This window comes from Terriglobus sp. 2YAB30_2, from assembly GCF_052114765.1.
In the GTDB taxonomy this organism is placed as follows: Bacteria; Acidobacteriota; Terriglobia; order Terriglobales; family Acidobacteriaceae; genus Terriglobus.
In genome coordinates this window covers 261498-277453 of record NZ_JBFRFJ010000004.1, presented here as the reverse complement: position 1 = coordinate 277453, position 15956 = coordinate 261498, and the positions used below count along the sequence as shown (strand labels likewise).

Below are 15956 nucleotides of genomic sequence, written 5' to 3'. Positions count from 1 at the left end.
AAAACGCCCATAGATGGGAAAGCCTTACATCACACCCACAGGGAAAATGCTCTACCGCACAGAGAGATACGTGTGTAATCGCGCACGCGAAAGCCCGCGTCTGTAATGGGCGAATCGGTATTTCACTCAATGCCTAAATGATTTCCGCAAACAGGCGGCTAGACCGTCATAGCGGAGCTATGGGCTGAAACGAGTTGGGCTTTGAAACAGTTCATCCGCACTACTCTGTCTTTTCTTTCTCTGGCCCTGGTGGCCTCCGTTGGCCGGGCCCAGACTTCGGTTTCGATCCACGACATCATGACCAGCCTTCCCAACTCCCCATACCTGGGTAAGAGCGTCTCCACCTCCGGCATCGTGGTCGGCGTCATGAGTACCGGCGGGTTTTATATCTCCGAACCGAGCAGCAGTTGGGACAACCTAATCTCTACCGCTGAGGGCCTTCCTGTCTTTTACGCGGCGGGATCGAACCCAACCTAACCTGCGCCGTAGTGGGCAACACCGTGACCATCGTCGGTACCGTAGCCAACACAACCGCTCTGACTGCGGCCGATACACCCGGGACCGGCATTACACCCACCTCCTGCACGGTCACGGCGACCGGTGGCACCATGACGCAGTCAATCTCTATCAGCGGTGTACTCACCAGCTTCGGCGATGCACTGAAGTACACCGGCATGACGACCTCGGCCACGTTCTATGCGGTCTCACCAACGGGCGGAACGCTGGATGAGTCCACGGAGACAGTCACCTCGAATGGACAGTTCTGGGCAACACTCAACTCCAACACTTCCACCAATAACCATCTCTTCCGCTCCACCGGCATCGCGGGCGATGAGTATGTTCCCTCCGGCGCTCCCAGCACTGTTCCGACCTGGGGCGGCAACCCGCAACGCATCCTGATTGACACCACCACCTTTGGCGGAACGGCGGTTGACATCACCGTCGGTCAGTCAATCACCTGCACCACGGGCTCAAGCATCAAAGTGGGCGCCACGGCCGGCATTGGCCTGATCGACTACACGCTTGGCTATGCTCGCCTTCTGATCTTCCCCACCAGCGTCTGCACCGTAAATGGAAGTGTGGCGACCACTACATCTGCAACCGCCGACTCCACACACTTCCAGGTAGGAACGCTGGACCTGGACCGCTTCTACTCCACCACCGGCGCAACGACCGGCTCGGTCGCCATCTCATCGAGCGCCTATACACGCCGCCTGACCAAGGCAGCGTTGGCCATCGTCAACTCCCTCGGCACGCCGGACATTCTGAGTGTGCAGGAGGTGCAGGACCAGACAACCCTCAATGACCTCGCCTCCGCCGTCAACACGCTGGGAAGCACCAGCTACAAAGGCTACCTGGTGCAGAGCAGCGACAGTAATAGCCTGAATCTCGGCTTTCTGGTGAACACCTCTCGTATCGATGCGGACTCCGTGACCCAGATGGGAGCCAGCGCCACCTACAGCGGTGGAACACTGTTTGAGCGGCCGCCCCTGATGCTGAAGGCCGAGGTGCATCGCGTCGGCAAGACGTATCCGGTCACTGTGATCAACGTGCATCTGACCAGCCGCGACAACATCGGCGACAGTAGCCTGGGAGCCGATGTCCGCGCCCGTCGTGCAGCACAGGCTTATTACGTCAGCCAACTGGTTCAGACGGAGCAGACCGCCGGTGAGAATGTGCTCGTGGACGGCAACTTCAATGCCGCCGAATTCAACGATGGCTACGTCGACGTGATGGGTATCATCAACGGCTCGCCCGCGGCAGCCACCGCAGTCACGCTGTACCAGGCGACTGCAACCACGGGAGCGCTGACGAACTTCACCACGGATGTAACGACCCTGCAGCGCTACAACGCCATCACCCGCGGCCAGGCGGATGCGATGGAGCACATTCTTGCATCGTCAACCGTGACCGCGTCCACCACGGCGCAAAACTCACTGGCCAGCTACATGACCAGCGTGGTGCAGCCGCACTTTACCGCCGACTTTGCCGCCGTGAACACGAACAGTTCCACCACCCCCGCCGGACTGACCTCGCACGACGGCCAGGTGGTCAGCTTCCTGATCCCTGCCGTTCCTACCTCGGCGGCGGTCTCTGCCACCTCACTGAACTTCGGCGATGTGTACGTTGGCGGCTCGAAATCGCTCTCGGTGACCGTGCAGAACACCTCGGGCTTCACCTCAACGGTGAACGTCACCAACATTGCCATCAGCGGCACGAACGCAAGCGACTACACACAGACCTCCAACTGCAGCGCGTTGAGCGATCAGCAGACTTGCACCATCACCGTCACCGTTGCGCCGACAGCGACCGGCACCCGCACAGGAACGCTGACGATTACAAACGACTCCACCAACGAGCCCTCACTCACAGTTGCACTGACCGGTAATGGCCTGCCGACGACCGCAACGCTCTCGCCTACCAGCGCCACCTACGGCAACGTGATTCTGAATACGACCTCTGCCACCCAGACCTTCACCTGGACCAATACCAGCGCAATCGCACTGAAGGTAAGCGCAGCGACGGTCACCAGCGGATGGACGGTGGTCACCAATAACTGCGGCACCGTCGCCGCGGCAGCAAGCTGCACCATCCTGGTCGCCTTCACTCCAACGACTCTCGGGTCGCAAACAGGCACGCTGACCGTGACTTCGAACAGCAGCGTGAACGGAACCCTGACCGCCTCGCTGAGCGGCCGCGGTGTTGCTGATGTGGAGGCGTCTCCCACCTCGTTGAGTTTCGGCAACGTGGATATGGGCTATAGCTCGTCGGCGCAGGCGGTCACCATTACCAACTACACCAATGCGACCATCGCTCTGACTTCCATCACCATCACCGGTGACTACGCTTACACCAGTACGTGCGGCAGCACGCTGGCCGGTCTGGCAAGCTGCACTCTGAGCGTGACCTTCACCCCCACGGCCACCGGAACACGAACCGGAACGATAACGGTTAGCACCAACGACACCAAGGTGCCTGTCATCACCGTTGCTCTGACAGGCAACGGTGTGGACTTCTCGATCACGTTGAACCCAACCTCCGGCAGCGTGATCGCCGGGCTGTCTCTCAGCTCGACGGCTACTCTTACACCGATCGGCGGCTTCAACAACTCGATCACTCTCAGTTCCTCCACCACTGCGGGCGGAACGACCGTAAGCTTCGCCAACAGCACACTGACACTCTCGTCCGCGACGACCGATGCCGTGACGATCGCCACCACGGCGCAGTACACGGTGATCGGCTACACGGGCTACGGGCGTTGGATGTCGATCTTCGGTGTCGCGGGGGGCCTGCTGCTGTGGTGTGCCCGTCGTCGCGTAAAAGGCGTGGCACGCGCCGGAGCCCTCTGCGGTCTTGCCTTGTTCTTCCTGTTGCCGCTGAGCGGCTGCAGCGGCAAGCTGCCTTCCAAGAACAGCGATCCGACCTACCCGGGAACCTACACCGTGACTGTGACGGCCACCGATGGCACCTTGACGAGGTCGGCTGCCTACACCATGACAGTGACAGCTAAATAACTGTAAGCACAAGCTTTGCGAGCAGGCGGGGTGGCCTAACGTGCCGGTTGCCCCGCCCTTTTTTGTTAGAATAAACACGTGATGCGCCGCGTCCTTACCGACCGCTGTTGTTGTCTCCTCTAGCGCCCTCCCCCTCGCGCTCGCGCATCGTTCTCTCGTCCCACATCATCTTTTCTGGAAGCACCGGAGTCTATGAGTACCCTTCTTCCCACTGACGCTGCATCGTCCGTCGCCGAGCTTCTGACGCCGCGCAAGATGGACCATCTGCGCGCGTTAGAGGCCGAAAGCATCTTCATCCTGCGCGAGGCCGTCGCCGAATTCGCACGGCCGGTCATGCTGTATTCCATCGGCAAAGACTCAAGCGTCATGCTGCGGCTGGCACAGAAAGCCTTTTACCCCGGCAAGATTCCCTTCCCTCTGCTGCACATCGATACCAGCTACAAGTTCCCGGAGATGATCGCCTTCCGCGACAACTACGTAAAGGAGATCGGCGCCGACCTGATTGTGCACCGCAATGAGAAGGCCATTGCCGATGGAGCGAATCCGCACGACCTGGGAACGCAGAACTGCTGCGGTCTGCTGAAGACGCGTGCTCTGCTCGACGGCCTGGAGGCCGGCGGCTTCGATGCAGCCTTCGGTGGAGCTCGCCGCGACGAAGAGAAGAGCCGCGCCAAGGAGCGTGTCTACAGCTTCCGCGACGGCAACGGACAGTGGGACCCGAAGAACCAGCGCCCAGAGCTCTGGCAGGTCTACAACTCGCGCCTGAAGAAGGGCGAGAGCATTCGCGTCTTCCCGCTCTCGAACTGGACCGAGCTCGACATCTGGCTCTATCTCTACGCCGAGCAGATTCCCATCGTGCCGCTCTACTTTGCGCGTGAACGTGAAGCCGTTATCCGCGCCGGACAGATCACTCTGACCTATGCCGAGACGCGCCTGCTACCCGGGGAAAAGATTGAGACGGTGATGTGCCGTATGCGTTCGCTGGGCTGCATGCCCTGCACCGGAGCGATCCGCAGCGAGGCCGACACCCTTGAAAAGATCATCGCGGAGCTGATCAGCTTCCGCCGCTCTGAGCGCGAGAACCGCGCCATCGACCACGACGAAGAGGGCTCCATGGAGACCAAGAAGCGGGAGGGCTACTTCTAAAATGGCCACCGCATCCGCACACACTGACTTCCGTGTATTTCTGGACTCGCATCTCGACCGTGAGCTGCTGCGCTTCACCACTGCAGGCTCTGTCGATGACGGCAAGAGCACGCTCATCGGCCGCCTGCTGCATGACACCAAGAGCGTCTACGAGGATCAGCTCGCCTCCGTCGCCAAGAGCCGCGTCAATCGCGCAGGCAACGGACGTGTTGACCTCTCCCTGCTGACCGACGGCCTGCGTGCTGAGCGCGAGCAGGGCATCACCATCGATGTAGCCTACCGTTACTTCGCCACCGCGAAGCGCAAGTTCATCATCGCGGACACGCCGGGGCACGAGCAGTACACACGCAACATGGCCACGGGCGCATCAACGGCCGATGTCGCCATCGTCCTGGTGGACGGCAGCAAGGGTATTCTTCCGCAGTCGCGCCGTCACAGCTTTATCGCATCGCTGCTGGGTATTCCCCACGTCGTCGCCGCCGTGAATAAGATGGATCTCGTTAGCTACGATGAGGCGAAGTTCCGCGCCATCGAAGCCGACTTCCGCGCCCTGGCAAAACGGCTTGGCCTACGCAACGTGCAGATCATCCCGGTCTCAGCGCTTGAGGGCGATAACGTCGTTACCTCCTCGACCAACATGCCGTGGTACAGCGGGCCAACCTTGCTGGAGTACCTGGAGACCGTGCCGCTGCGCGAGCACGTTTCCGACCAGCCGCTGCGTTTCCCGGTACAGCTCGTCGTTCGCCCTGACCGCACCTTCCGCGGCTTTGCCGGACAGGTTGCCGGCGGCACTGTCCGCGCGGGTCAGCACGTGGTTGCACTGCCCAGCGGACGCCGCACCCAGGTAAAGCGCATCGTGACCTGGGATGGCGATCTGAAGGTGGCAGGCCCCGGTGAGAGCGTCACTCTGGAACTGACGGACGAGATCGACCTCAGCCGCGGCGAGATGCTGATCTCGCCCGACGCGCATTCCAACTCCGTTCCCACGGTAAGCACTGCCTTCGGAGCGAAGGTCGTGTGGATGCACGAGGAGCCGCTCGAAGCCGGCAAGACCTACCTTCTGAAGCAGACCTCCCGTGTCGTCCGTGCGGAGGTGAAGCGCATTGCCTATCGAGTCGACGTCAACTCGCTGGAGCATCTGGACGCCACCGAGCTGAAGATGAACGACATCGCGGAAGTTGAGTTCGAGACCAACCTGCCGCTCTTCTTCGATGCCTACCGCGAGAATCGCGTAACCGGTGCGGCGATCCTGATCGATCCGCTCTCGAACGCGACTGTTGGCGCGCTGATGATCGACCGTGCTGTCCGCACGGTAACCCGCAACGACCTGCCTGCGTTGCTAGCCGCTGCCCACATCGACCTGGCCGAGCGCCTGCGAGAGCTGCTGGCGGCCGCCGGGCATCGCGCTGTGGTGCTGCATGGCTTCACTCCGGATGAGGTTCCAGTTGCGGTGCGTGCGCTGCAGCTTGCCGGTGTGCTGGCGATCGTCGCCGGTGCTGTTGAAGGTGCGACGGTCCTCGATGCTACAGACGATGCCGGACTGATTGCCGCACTGGCGGAGATGGGAGTAACCGTATGAGCGTCGCCCTTCCGGTGGACTACGACTCGTTGAGCGCAGAGCAGTTGGCGGAACAGATCTTCGCTGAATTTGCCGGTGTGCCTGCCTGCTTTACCTGCAGCTTCCAGACCGAGGACATGGTCGTGCTGGATATCCTGCGGAAGATTCAGCCGGAGATCGCCGTCATTTTCCTGGAGACCGGCTATCACTTCGCGGAGACTTACGCCTACCGCGACCAGATGGTGGCTGCCTGGAACCTGAACCTCGTCAACGCACTGCCTGAAGAGACACGCGCCGAGCACGAGGCGAAACGCGGCCTGTTGCACATCGTGAATCCGACCGAGTGCTGCAACCTGCGCAAGGTGGGGCCTCTGATGAAGTCATTGGAGCCCTACGGTGTGTGGTTCACCGGCCTGCGCCGGGAACAGTCGCCGACGCGCGCCAACCTCAAAAAGGTCGAGGATCATCGCACTCCCAATGGCCACGAGCTGAAGAAGATCTCGCTGCTGGCGGACTGGACATGGGAGCAGGTCACCGCATACGCCCAGGCTCACAACATCCCGGAGCTGCCACTCTACGCCAAGGGGTATACCTCCATTGGATGTGAGCCGTGCACCGCTATCTCTACCGACCCCAATAATGCCCGCGCCGGGCGCTGGGGCGGAAAGAAGCTGGAGTGCGGAATTCACACCTTCAGCGAGAAACAGTAACGCCAGGTTGCGCTTTTCTTTTTCGCCTGAGCTAGCATCTCACTACACATGAAAGAGCGCAGAGACATCGTCGTACTTTCGGGACAGGCCGCCGGCGGCGTTCTGGTCACGCTGGTGCGCGTGCATGGCTCCAGCTATCGCCGCCCAGGAGCCCGTCTGTTGATCCTGCCGGACGGGCGCACCTCAGGCACCATCAGCGGTGGCTGCCTGGAAGCGGAGATCCTGCGCAAGGCCCTATGGAAGGTGCGCAACGGAGCCGTCATCGAGCGCTTCTCCACCGCCTTCGATGACACCGCTGAGATTCCCTACGGTCTGGGCTGTGGCGGCATTGTGGACCTGCTGCTGGAGCCTGTGGACGCTGAGGCCTGTCGGGCTCTTCTAGGCGCAATGGCAGCCTCACTGCATGGATATCCCTGCAAGGTCACGACATGGCTTCCGCGTATTGGTGAGGCCGGGCTGAAGCGGTTGATCCGCTCAGCGCGCGGTGAAGAACTCTTTGCGGATACCAATTTTCCCGGCTGGGACGAGGCGGATCCCGAACGCTGCTTTGAAGAGATACTGGCCGCACCGCAGCGGCTGGTTGTACTGGGAGCAGGTGACGACGCCCGTCCTGTCGTTCGCATGGCCAACGAACTCGGCTGGACCGTGATTGTCGCCGATGGCCGGCCACAACTCGCCAAATGGGAGCGCTTTCCCGGCGCGGAGGCCGTAGGAGTCGCCGAAACACTTGCTGACGTGAAGGTGACCTCCAACGATGCCGTGATCCTGATGACGCACAGCTACGACCAGGACCGCCGCTGGCTGACTGAGCTGTTGCCGCTCGCGCCGAAGTACCTCGGCCTGCTGGGTGCGCGCCACCGTTCGAGTCTGCTTATCGAAGAGGCAGCACAGCACGCTGGTCTCACTCTGCAGGAGGCCTGCAACCGCGTGCATGCGCCTATCGGTCTCGACCTTGGCGGCGATGGTCCGGAAGCGGTTGCGCTCGCCATTCTTGCCGAAGTGCAGGCAGTGCTGCACCAGCGTCCGGCAGGCTTACGCCAGCTCACCGCCGAAAAAGTGCGGACCATCATCGACGAAGGACCGGCCATTCGTTATGAAGATGTATTGTGCGCTCTGGATGTGCAGCCATGAAGGCAGCAGCGCTGATTCTGGCGGCAGGGGCTTCGACACGGCTGGGTCAGCCGAAGCAACTGGTACGCCTCGGCGAGGAGACACTACTCGCAAGGGCGATCCGTATTGCCAATGAGGCTGGCTGCGAACCCATCGTTGTCGTTCTGGGAGCCAACCGGGAAGAGATCGAAGCTGTGGTTCCGCTTGATTCCATACATGTGGTGCATAACGACGAATGGCAGGAGGGTATGGCCTCGTCAATCCGTGCGGGACTGCGCGACCTCGCCATCGGAATGACGGAAGGTGTGCTGGTGATGGCCTGCGACCAGCCCCGCGTCACGGTGGAGCATCTACGTGCGCTGCTCGGTGTGAGTGGCTTGGCTTCCAGCGGGTATGCAGGTCGGCGTGGCGTTCCGGCAGTCTTTCCGCGCGATCTATTTTCGGAGTTGATGAAACTGCAGGGAGATGCGGGAGCCAGAGATATCCTGCAGCACGAAACAGTCACGGTGATTGAGCTTCCAGGCGGCGAGGTGGATATCGATACGCCTGAGGATTTAGAAAAGCTGAAGTAGTTCTTTCCTCACTCGGGTGCCCACCCGGGCGGGGATAAGCACGCAGGTCCTTCGCTTAGGCTCAGGATGACAGCTTTAAGTAGTACTCACAACGACAGTAGAAACTCATCCAGTAAATTGCACGCCACCGCCGTGCGGTACTTCGCAGTCGAGCGGATGTCATCGATCGGCTTGATCTCCGAGGCTAACGCAGCAGCAGCGAGTGTCCGGAGCTCCGGTGTGATCGTCTTGCCAAGTAACACCGCCTCTGTCGCATGCAAGCGTGCGGGACGGTCCACCAGGCTTGCTCCCGCAAGACGAATCTCACGTACGGTCGAGCCATCCATCAATGCGGTTGCCGCAAGCGCGATCTTCGAGATGGCCTGCGCGTTGCGCGTACCTACCTTGCGGACATACTGCCGGTGCTGTGCGAAACGGCACGGCAGGCGGATGGCATAGATCAGCTCGCCCGGTAACAGCACGGTTTTCTTGTAGCCGAGATGGAACTCGTCGTACGGCAGCGTGCGGCGGCCATTCGCGCTCACGAGCTCGATGGTTGCGTCGTAGACAAGAAGCGCCGGCGGATTATCCGCCGCAGGTGAAGCATTCGCGATATTGCCGCCGAGTGTTCCGCGATTCTGATTGGCGATGGACCCGGTCCACGCCGCAGTCTGCACCAACAGGGGAAACTCGCGTGCGATGGTTTCATTGCGGCGGATATCGGTAAACGTCGCTCCAGCACCGAGTGTCAGTGTTTCAGCGTGCTCCTCGATAAAGTGCAACTCTTTGAGGCGGTGGAGCGAGATAAGCTCACGCGGTCCAAGCCGGCCGACGCCGAGCGCCACCATCAGCTCAGTGCCGCCGGCAATAGGCGTAAGTCTGGGATTCGCCGCAAGCGCCGAGAGCACGGCACCGAGCGAGCCGGGAGCGGTGAGCGTGTAATCGCGAACGTCAGATCGCATAGCTTACTTCCCTGCCTCCGCCAGCTTCGCCGTCTGCTGCACGGCCTCGAAGATACGCATGTAACCGGTGCAGCGGCAGAGATTGCCGGAGAGACCTTCCCGGATCTCATCGAGGGTCGGAGCCGGATGCTTCTCCAGCAGATGGTGCGTCGCCAGGATCATGCCGGGCGTACAGATGCCGCACTGCGCTCCACCTTTCTCCAGAAAGCACTGCTGGATGGGATGAAGGTGCGTATGCTCTCCGAGACCTTCGATAGTGGTGACGGTGGCTCCCTGTACCTGAAGCGAAGGCACCAGGCAGGAGTTAATGAGCTCACCGTCCAGAAGCACAGAACAGGAGCCGCACTCGCCCTCGCCGCAGCCCTCCTTCGTTCCAGTAAGGTGCAGATGTTCGCGCAGCAGGTCGAGCAGGCGCGTCATGGGAGGCGCATCGACGGTGACCTGACTGCCGTTGAGAGTGAAGGTGATGATGCTCATACGTGATTCCAATTCTGAAATGCAGATCTCGCTGCTGCGCTACGATGTTGTTCCGCTGAAGACCGGACCAGCAACCGCAGGCTGGAGCTGAGAACTATCGGCAGATGTAAATGTCGGGTTCGCCAGCTTGTCGAAGATGTCCTCGGGTAACAGCGGGCAGTGGTTGAAGCGAACACCCGTCGCCTCTTCAATCGCATTCAGAATCGCCGGAGCGGGGCCATCCATCGGAAGCTCGCCGATGCCTTTCGCTCCAGAGGGTCCGTGAATGCTGGGGACTTCTTCGAAGAGCACATGGATCGGCGGAAGATCGGCGCTGGTAGGCATGATGTAGTTCGTCATCTGATTGTTGGCCATCACACCGTCTTTCCAGACACACTTCTCATAGATGGCATAGCCGATGCCTTGCGCGACACCGCCCTCGACCTGCCCTTTGGCGAGCACGGGGTTCAGCACTTTGCCAACCTCCTGCAGCGCCCAGAAGTTCTTCACCTCGGCCATGTAGGTGCGTGTGTCCACCTCGACCTGGGCGATATACACCGCCCAGGCATACGCCGGATACGCATCGCCGCGATACTTATCGTCGTCCCAGAAGATATCGTCCTGCGCCTGATAACGTGCCGTGGCGCGCAGCTCGCCATGCTTCTGCTTGTAGGCGAGCGCGGCGTGACAGAACTGCTGCGGTGTGTAGGTCTCTCCCAACAGCCCGCTTTCGCGCATACAGCCCAGCAGGTTGTGCGATGCGGTCTCCACCAGCTTGCCGACGATCATTGCTGTACGAGATGCGACGGTCGGTCCGCTATTCGGCACTCGATGGGTGTCAGGCTGCGCGATGCGTACGTCCTTATAAGGGACGTGCAACGCCTGCGCCGCTACCTGGCAGAGGATGGTATTCGTGCCCTGCCCGAACTCGGTCGACGAGACCAGGATCTCCGGCCTGCCCTGGTCATCGACCTCAATGGCCACGAGCGAGTCCAACCGCCGTTCACCGCTGCCGGTAAAGCCGGCACCGTGCATGAAAGTGGCGAAGCCAATGCCACGCTTGATGGGTGACGTTGGATTCGTCTTTGCGAACTCCGCGCGCTTGGCGTGGTATCCACTCTCTTCCAGGGCACGCGTCAGCATGCCGTTGAGATCGATGGGATCTTTGATCAACTGCCCCGTCGCTGTTGTACCGCCGGGCTGAAGGAAGTTACGTCGGCGGAGCTCCTCCGGCGTAATGCCCACGGTCTTCGCGATCAGATCCATGTGACGTTCGAGGCCAAAGATCGACTGCGGTGCGCCGAAGCCGCGGAAGGCTCCGTGCGGAGGACAGTTTGTCGCCACCGCCTTGGCGCGGATACGCAGATTCGGCCAGTTGTAAGGTCCTGCAGCATGAATCGTGCCGCGCGACAGCACCACTGGTGACAGCGTCACATACGCTCCGCCATCGATCGCAAACTCGATCTCGCCGCCCAACAGCCTGCCATCCTTTGAGACCGCCGTGCGGTGGCGCGTGCGCGAGGGATGACGCTTGGTGGTCGCCGCCATATCCTCCATCCGGTCGTAGACCATCTTCACCGGTCTGCCGCTCTTCATCGCCAGCAATGCGGCATGGCAACCGATCACGGAGGGATAGTCTTCCTTGCCACCGAAGGCTCCGCCGGTCTCGACCTGGATGACGCGGCACTTCTCTTCGGACAAAGCAAACGCAAGCTGCAGCGCGTGATGCAGGTAATACGGACACTGCATCGATCCCCATACGGTGACGCCTTCTTCGGTGTACTCCGCGATGACGCCGTTGTTCTCGATGTAGAGCTGTTCCTGTGCGCCGGTGGAGTACTCGCCTTCAATGATGTAGTCGGCGGTCGCCCACACATCGTCGACGTTGCCCTTCTCCATCAGGTAGGTCTTGAAGACATTGGGCGAGTCGCCTGCCTCGCTGTTCCAGATGACCGGCGCATCCGGAGCTTCTGACTCTTCAATGGTGAAGACCGCCGGCAGCGGCTCGTACTCGATGGTCACCGCATCAACGGCCTTGCGCAGCAGCGCCTTATCCGGATGCGCCAACAACACGATGGGCTCTTCGGGATGATTGACGACCTCTTCCACCAGGCAGGGATGGTCCTTGAGCAGATGAACGATGGTGTTCTCGCCCGGGATGTCCTTCCAGGAAACGATGGTGAACTCGTCCCATGGAATGCCTTCGCCGTACCGGATGGCCGTGATGCGCCCACGTGGAAACTTCGAGCGCACGGTGGCGCCGTGAATCATCTGCGGGAAATGAAGATCGTCAATGTACTTGGCGCGTCCCAGTACTTTGGCTTCGCCTTCATAGCGAAGAGCTGGTGCGCCGACAATAGGTTCCTTGGGTGCCATGGCGAAAAAGTATTCGCATAGCATACGTCGCCCCAGACGATTGCGGAAGTAGGGATTCTGCTATCCCAACAGCGCGGCGTACGCTCGCTCTGCCTCGTCGCTGAAAACAACGAAGACGACGCGATCGAGCAGCGGCATATGAGCGTGCTCGCGAACAGCGCGCACGGCGATCTCCGTCGCCCGTTCTAACGGGAAACGATAGACCCCGGTCGAGATCGCCGGGAAGGCGATGCTCCGGGCGCCATGCTCCCGCGCCAGATCGAGACAACGGTTGTAACAACTTGCAAGCAGGTCATCCTCGCCGCTGCCGCCTCCGTTCCATACCGGACCAACCGCATGGAAGACCCACTTCGCCGGTAGGCGGAAGCCTGGTGTGGGTTTAGCGTCACCGGTTTTGCAGCCACCCAGCAGACTGCAGGCATGCAACAGCTCGGGACCGGCGGCGCGGTGGATCGCGCCGTCGACTCCTCCACCGCCCAGCAGAGAGGAGTTGGCAGCGTTCACAATGGCGTCGACCGCCAGTTTTGTAATGTCTCCGCGATGGATCTCAAGCGATGCCATACGTCCTCAGATGCTATTCTCGGCCAAGGGCGTGTCATCCAACTCCTGTCGTCAGCGTTGCGAGCGCAAATTAGTCCAGACGAGGCGGAGGCTGAAGGCTGTGGCGGGTCCACAGTCGAGGCCGACAACGAAGTATGGGCGAATTTGCGCCGCAACCCGAAGGGCCGGGGCAGATTTTCCCGATCTCTTCGTCGCTCGTCGTTCCAGTAGCCAGCTACAGTTCTCTCCTCGCTCCTAGAGCTCAGGAAAATCTGCTCCCGGCGCTGACTGGCAGGAGTTGGATGGCACGCCCTCGCCAGGAGCTATGTTCATGTTGCCGTACCTTCGTCGCGCCGCCGTCTGTCTGCTCACCGTCGCAGCCCCTCTGCTCTCTGCCCAATCGGCCCAACAGGCCCAAAAGCCGTGGCCGATCAAGGCCGTTATTGTCACGACATTTGAGATCGGCAAGGACGAGGGCGATGTCCCCGGCGAATTCCAGCTCTGGGTCGAGCGCGAACATCTGACCGAAACCCTCGACTTCCCCGGCGGCATTCATCCCCTCCGCACCAACCCGGAACACACCGTTCTGGGCCTCCTCAGCGGCACCACGCTGGTGAACGCCACCACCTCGCTGATGGCCCTGGGCACGGACTCACGCTTCGACCTCACCCATGCCTACTGGCTGGTGAACGGCATTGCCGGAGTCGATCCCGCCGATGCCGGAATCGGCTCTGCCGCATGGGCAAACTATGTCGTCAACGACATCTCGCGCTACATCGATCCGCGTGAGATGCCGAAGGACTGGCCGACCGGCTACTTCGCCATCGGAGCCCACGAACCGAACAAGCTGCCGCCCTCCGGCGGCGTGATCCGCGACCGGGTCAACGCCTACAAGCTCAACACCAAACTGACCGCCTGGGCCTACAACCTCACCAAGGACACGCAGCTTCTGGACTCGCCCGAAGTCGCCGAGTTCCGCAAAGGTTTCACCGGCTATCCCAACGCTCAGAAGCCCCCCATGGTGATGATCGGCGACACCTTCGCCTCTGACAGCTACTGGCACGGCAAGCTGATGACCGACTTTGCCAACGACTGGGTGAAGCTCTTCACTGACAGCCAGGGCAACTTTGTGATGACCGAGATGGAAGACTCCGGCTTCACCGAGGCGATGAAGCGCCTTGATCGCATGAAGCGAGTCGACTATCAGCGGCTGATGGTGCTGCGCACCGGATCGAACTTCTCCATGCCTCGCCCCGGTCACACCCCGATCGAGAGCGTGAACTCCCCCTACATCGGCACCCGGCCGGCGGTCGAAAATGCGTGGCGCGTCGGCAGCAGGGTTCTGCACGAGCTCACCTCCAAATGGGAGACCTACGCAACTCACATCCCTGGAGAATAGAGCATTTTCCCTGTGGTGTATGTCTAGGGTGTGTCCATCTATGGGCGTTTTCCGCAATGGAAACGCCGCTGCACATCCCTTCCGGGGTACCCAGCAACAGGGAAAAGCGTTCTAAGCTTGAGGATGTGAGCCTTACGCATCCCTTCCCCGCAGATTGGCGGGTCCAGGTACTCACCGGGCCCCCGCTCATCGCTCCGGCACGTCAGTTCACCTATCCCCGCGCTGTTCCTGGCGAAGAAGACGCGCTCGCCCGCGGCGCCATGTACGTAATGGTGAAGCCCTCATCCGGCGGTGAGTTCCTGGCGACCTGCGCCCGAGGGTTCGCCGACCCTGCACTACCGAGCGGCATCTGGAGCTGCCCCCGGCCGCAGGAGATCTGCCTGGTCTCCGGTGGCTATGCCTGCATTGTGGACACACTGGCGCCGGAACAGGCAGCCCTGGTACCGCAGCGGCCAGCCACCGAGGTGGTGCCTGCCGTCGAGGCTGGTCTGCTGCTCTTCGCCGGTTTCCACACCGTGACTGCCTGGGGAGCGAATGGCCTGGCCTGGGAGACCGGAAAGCTGACCTGGGAGGGTCTGACTCTCCAAGCGGTGGACGGGAACATCCTGAACGGCATGGGATGGGACATGATGGCCGACAAAGAGGTGCCGTTTGAGGTAGACCTCACTACCGGGAAGCACATCGGCGGCGGGTTTCGAGGCTGAAGCAACGTGGCTGGACGGAGAAGCGGGTCCTTCGCCTGCGCTCAGGATGACAGCCGAGAATATCTCTAGAGCATTTCTCCTGTTGCTGGGTATCCCGAAAGAGGCGTGAAGCGGCGTTTTCATTGCGGAAAACGCCCATAGATACGGAATCCCTACACTACACCTACAGGAGAAATGCTCTAGCTATCTGAATGGCAAGAGGTTCGAGTTTCGCTCGAATACCGAGGTCCCTAACGGGACCCGGCGGCACCCAGAGTTGGGTTGTCTTTAGGTTGTCGGCTGCAGCTTGCGGCGCTCGGTCTCGAGATAGGTGAACCGGATGCGGTGGATGACCGTGATGGTCGAAAGCACCGCCAGCACCCACAGCGCGGGAGCCATGGTGCCCCAGTGGTTGAACAGGGCGCCCAGAATGATAAGCACAATGCGCTCCGGCCGCTCCATGAAGCCGACCTTGCACTGACCGATCAGCGCTTCAGCACGGGCACGGGTGTAGCTGACCATCAGGCTGGCCGTCATGACAAAGGCCGCCAGAAAGACATAAAAGAACCGGTTGCCGCGGGCGTAAAAGACCAACAGCCCGAAGAAGAGGGCCACATCGGAATAACGGTCAATCACGGAGTCAAAGAAGGCTCCGAAGACCGAAACCTGATTGGTCTGCCGCGCGACACGGCCGTCGACCATGTCGAAGAGTCCAGCACCGATGATCACCAGGCCGGCATAGAGAAACATGCGATCGGCATTCGCACTTCGCGCATATCCAAAGAAGAAGGCGGCGACGATGTTGATGATCAAACCGACGAAGGTAAGCGTGTTCGGGGAGATACGGGAGAGCGCCAGACCGTTCACGATCTTCTGCAGCAACCAGCCACAGGCTCGTCCAAATGCACTTGTCCAGGTCATTGTGTTACCGCTCTCTAGTCTAAATGCCC

At 60.9% G+C, this 15956-nt stretch carries 14 protein-coding genes; 9 read left to right on the top strand and 5 right to left on the bottom strand.

Annotated features, from left to right (window positions below):
- Window positions 1–201: 201 nt before the first annotated feature.
- The 7 genes from AB4Y89_RS08810 to AB4Y89_RS08780 all read left to right on the top strand — a co-directional run bounded on the left by AB4Y89_RS08810 (window position 202) and on the right by AB4Y89_RS08780 (window position 8611).
- Window positions 202–477 (top strand): hypothetical protein, encoded by a 276-nt coding sequence (locus AB4Y89_RS08810; RefSeq protein WP_442300546.1) that lies wholly within the window; start codon window positions 202–204, stop codon window positions 475–477.
- Window positions 478–500: 23 nt separating this feature from the next.
- Entirely contained in the window at window positions 501–3515 is a 3015-nt protein-coding gene (locus tag AB4Y89_RS08805) for a choice-of-anchor D domain-containing protein (protein WP_442300545.1), read from the top strand.
- 192 nt (window positions 3516–3707) lie between these two features.
- Window positions 3708–4661 carry a sulfate adenylyltransferase subunit CysD gene (gene cysD / locus AB4Y89_RS08800; RefSeq protein ID WP_442300544.1) on the top strand — a complete coding sequence of 318 codons (954 nt, stop codon included), beginning with the start codon at window positions 3708–3710 and terminating at the stop codon, window positions 4659–4661.
- Window position 4662: 1 nt separating this feature from the next.
- Window positions 4663–6240, top strand: a complete 1578-nt coding sequence (cysN, locus tag AB4Y89_RS08795; RefSeq protein WP_442300543.1) for a sulfate adenylyltransferase subunit CysN — start codon at window positions 4663–4665, stop codon at window positions 6238–6240.
- Complete coding sequence (locus AB4Y89_RS08790) at window positions 6237–6929, top strand: phosphoadenylyl-sulfate reductase (protein ID WP_442300542.1); 693 nt, start codon at window positions 6237–6239, stop codon at window positions 6927–6929. Before cysN ends, AB4Y89_RS08790 begins: the two co-directional genes overlap by 4 nt.
- Before the next feature lie 48 nt (window positions 6930–6977).
- On the top strand, window positions 6978–8060 hold the full coding sequence (locus tag AB4Y89_RS08785) for an XdhC family protein (RefSeq protein WP_442300541.1): 1083 nt from the start codon (window positions 6978–6980) through the stop codon (window positions 8058–8060).
- Entirely contained in the window at window positions 8057–8611 is a 555-nt protein-coding gene (locus AB4Y89_RS08780; protein ID WP_442300540.1) for a nucleotidyltransferase family protein, read from the top strand. Before AB4Y89_RS08785 ends, AB4Y89_RS08780 begins: the two co-directional genes overlap by 4 nt.
- Window positions 8612–8697: 86 nt before the next feature.
- Here AB4Y89_RS08780 and AB4Y89_RS08775 read toward each other — a convergent pair whose 3' ends face one another.
- The 4 genes from AB4Y89_RS08775 to AB4Y89_RS08760 are packed head-to-tail and all read right to left on the bottom strand — an operon-like array spanning window position 8698 to window position 12945.
- The gene (locus tag AB4Y89_RS08775) at window positions 8698–9552 is read right to left on the bottom strand and encodes an FAD binding domain-containing protein (protein ID WP_442300539.1); all 855 of its coding nucleotides are present in this window, start codon (window positions 9550–9552) and stop codon (window positions 8698–8700) included.
- A gap of 3 nt (window positions 9553–9555) precedes the next feature.
- Window positions 9556–10029 carry a (2Fe-2S)-binding protein gene (locus AB4Y89_RS08770; RefSeq protein ID WP_442300538.1) on the bottom strand — a complete coding sequence of 158 codons (474 nt, stop codon included), beginning with the start codon at window positions 10027–10029 and terminating at the stop codon, window positions 9556–9558.
- A 39-nt stretch (window positions 10030–10068) separates the two neighbouring features.
- On the bottom strand, window positions 10069–12384 hold the full coding sequence (locus AB4Y89_RS08765) for a xanthine dehydrogenase family protein molybdopterin-binding subunit (RefSeq protein WP_442300537.1): 2316 nt from the start codon (window positions 12382–12384) through the stop codon (window positions 10069–10071).
- Window positions 12385–12444: 60 nt separating this feature from the next.
- Entirely contained in the window at window positions 12445–12945 is a 501-nt protein-coding gene (locus AB4Y89_RS08760; protein ID WP_442300536.1) for an O-acetyl-ADP-ribose deacetylase, read from the bottom strand.
- Between the two features lie 310 nt (window positions 12946–13255).
- Between AB4Y89_RS08760 and AB4Y89_RS08755 the strand changes: the two genes are divergently transcribed.
- Both AB4Y89_RS08755 and AB4Y89_RS08750 read left to right on the top strand, forming a co-directional pair.
- The gene (locus AB4Y89_RS08755; RefSeq protein ID WP_442300535.1) at window positions 13256–14323 is read left to right on the top strand and encodes a purine nucleoside permease; all 1068 of its coding nucleotides are present in this window, start codon (window positions 13256–13258) and stop codon (window positions 14321–14323) included.
- Window positions 14324–14448: 125 nt separating this feature from the next.
- Window positions 14449–15027, top strand: a complete 579-nt coding sequence (locus AB4Y89_RS08750; RefSeq protein ID WP_442300534.1) for a hypothetical protein — start codon at window positions 14449–14451, stop codon at window positions 15025–15027.
- A gap of 267 nt (window positions 15028–15294) precedes the next feature.
- On the opposite strand, the gene AB4Y89_RS08745 is transcribed toward AB4Y89_RS08750, so the two are convergent.
- On the bottom strand, window positions 15295–15927 hold the full coding sequence (locus AB4Y89_RS08745) for a CDP-alcohol phosphatidyltransferase family protein (RefSeq protein ID WP_442300533.1): 633 nt from the start codon (window positions 15925–15927) through the stop codon (window positions 15295–15297).
- Window positions 15928–15956: the final 29 nt, after the last annotated feature.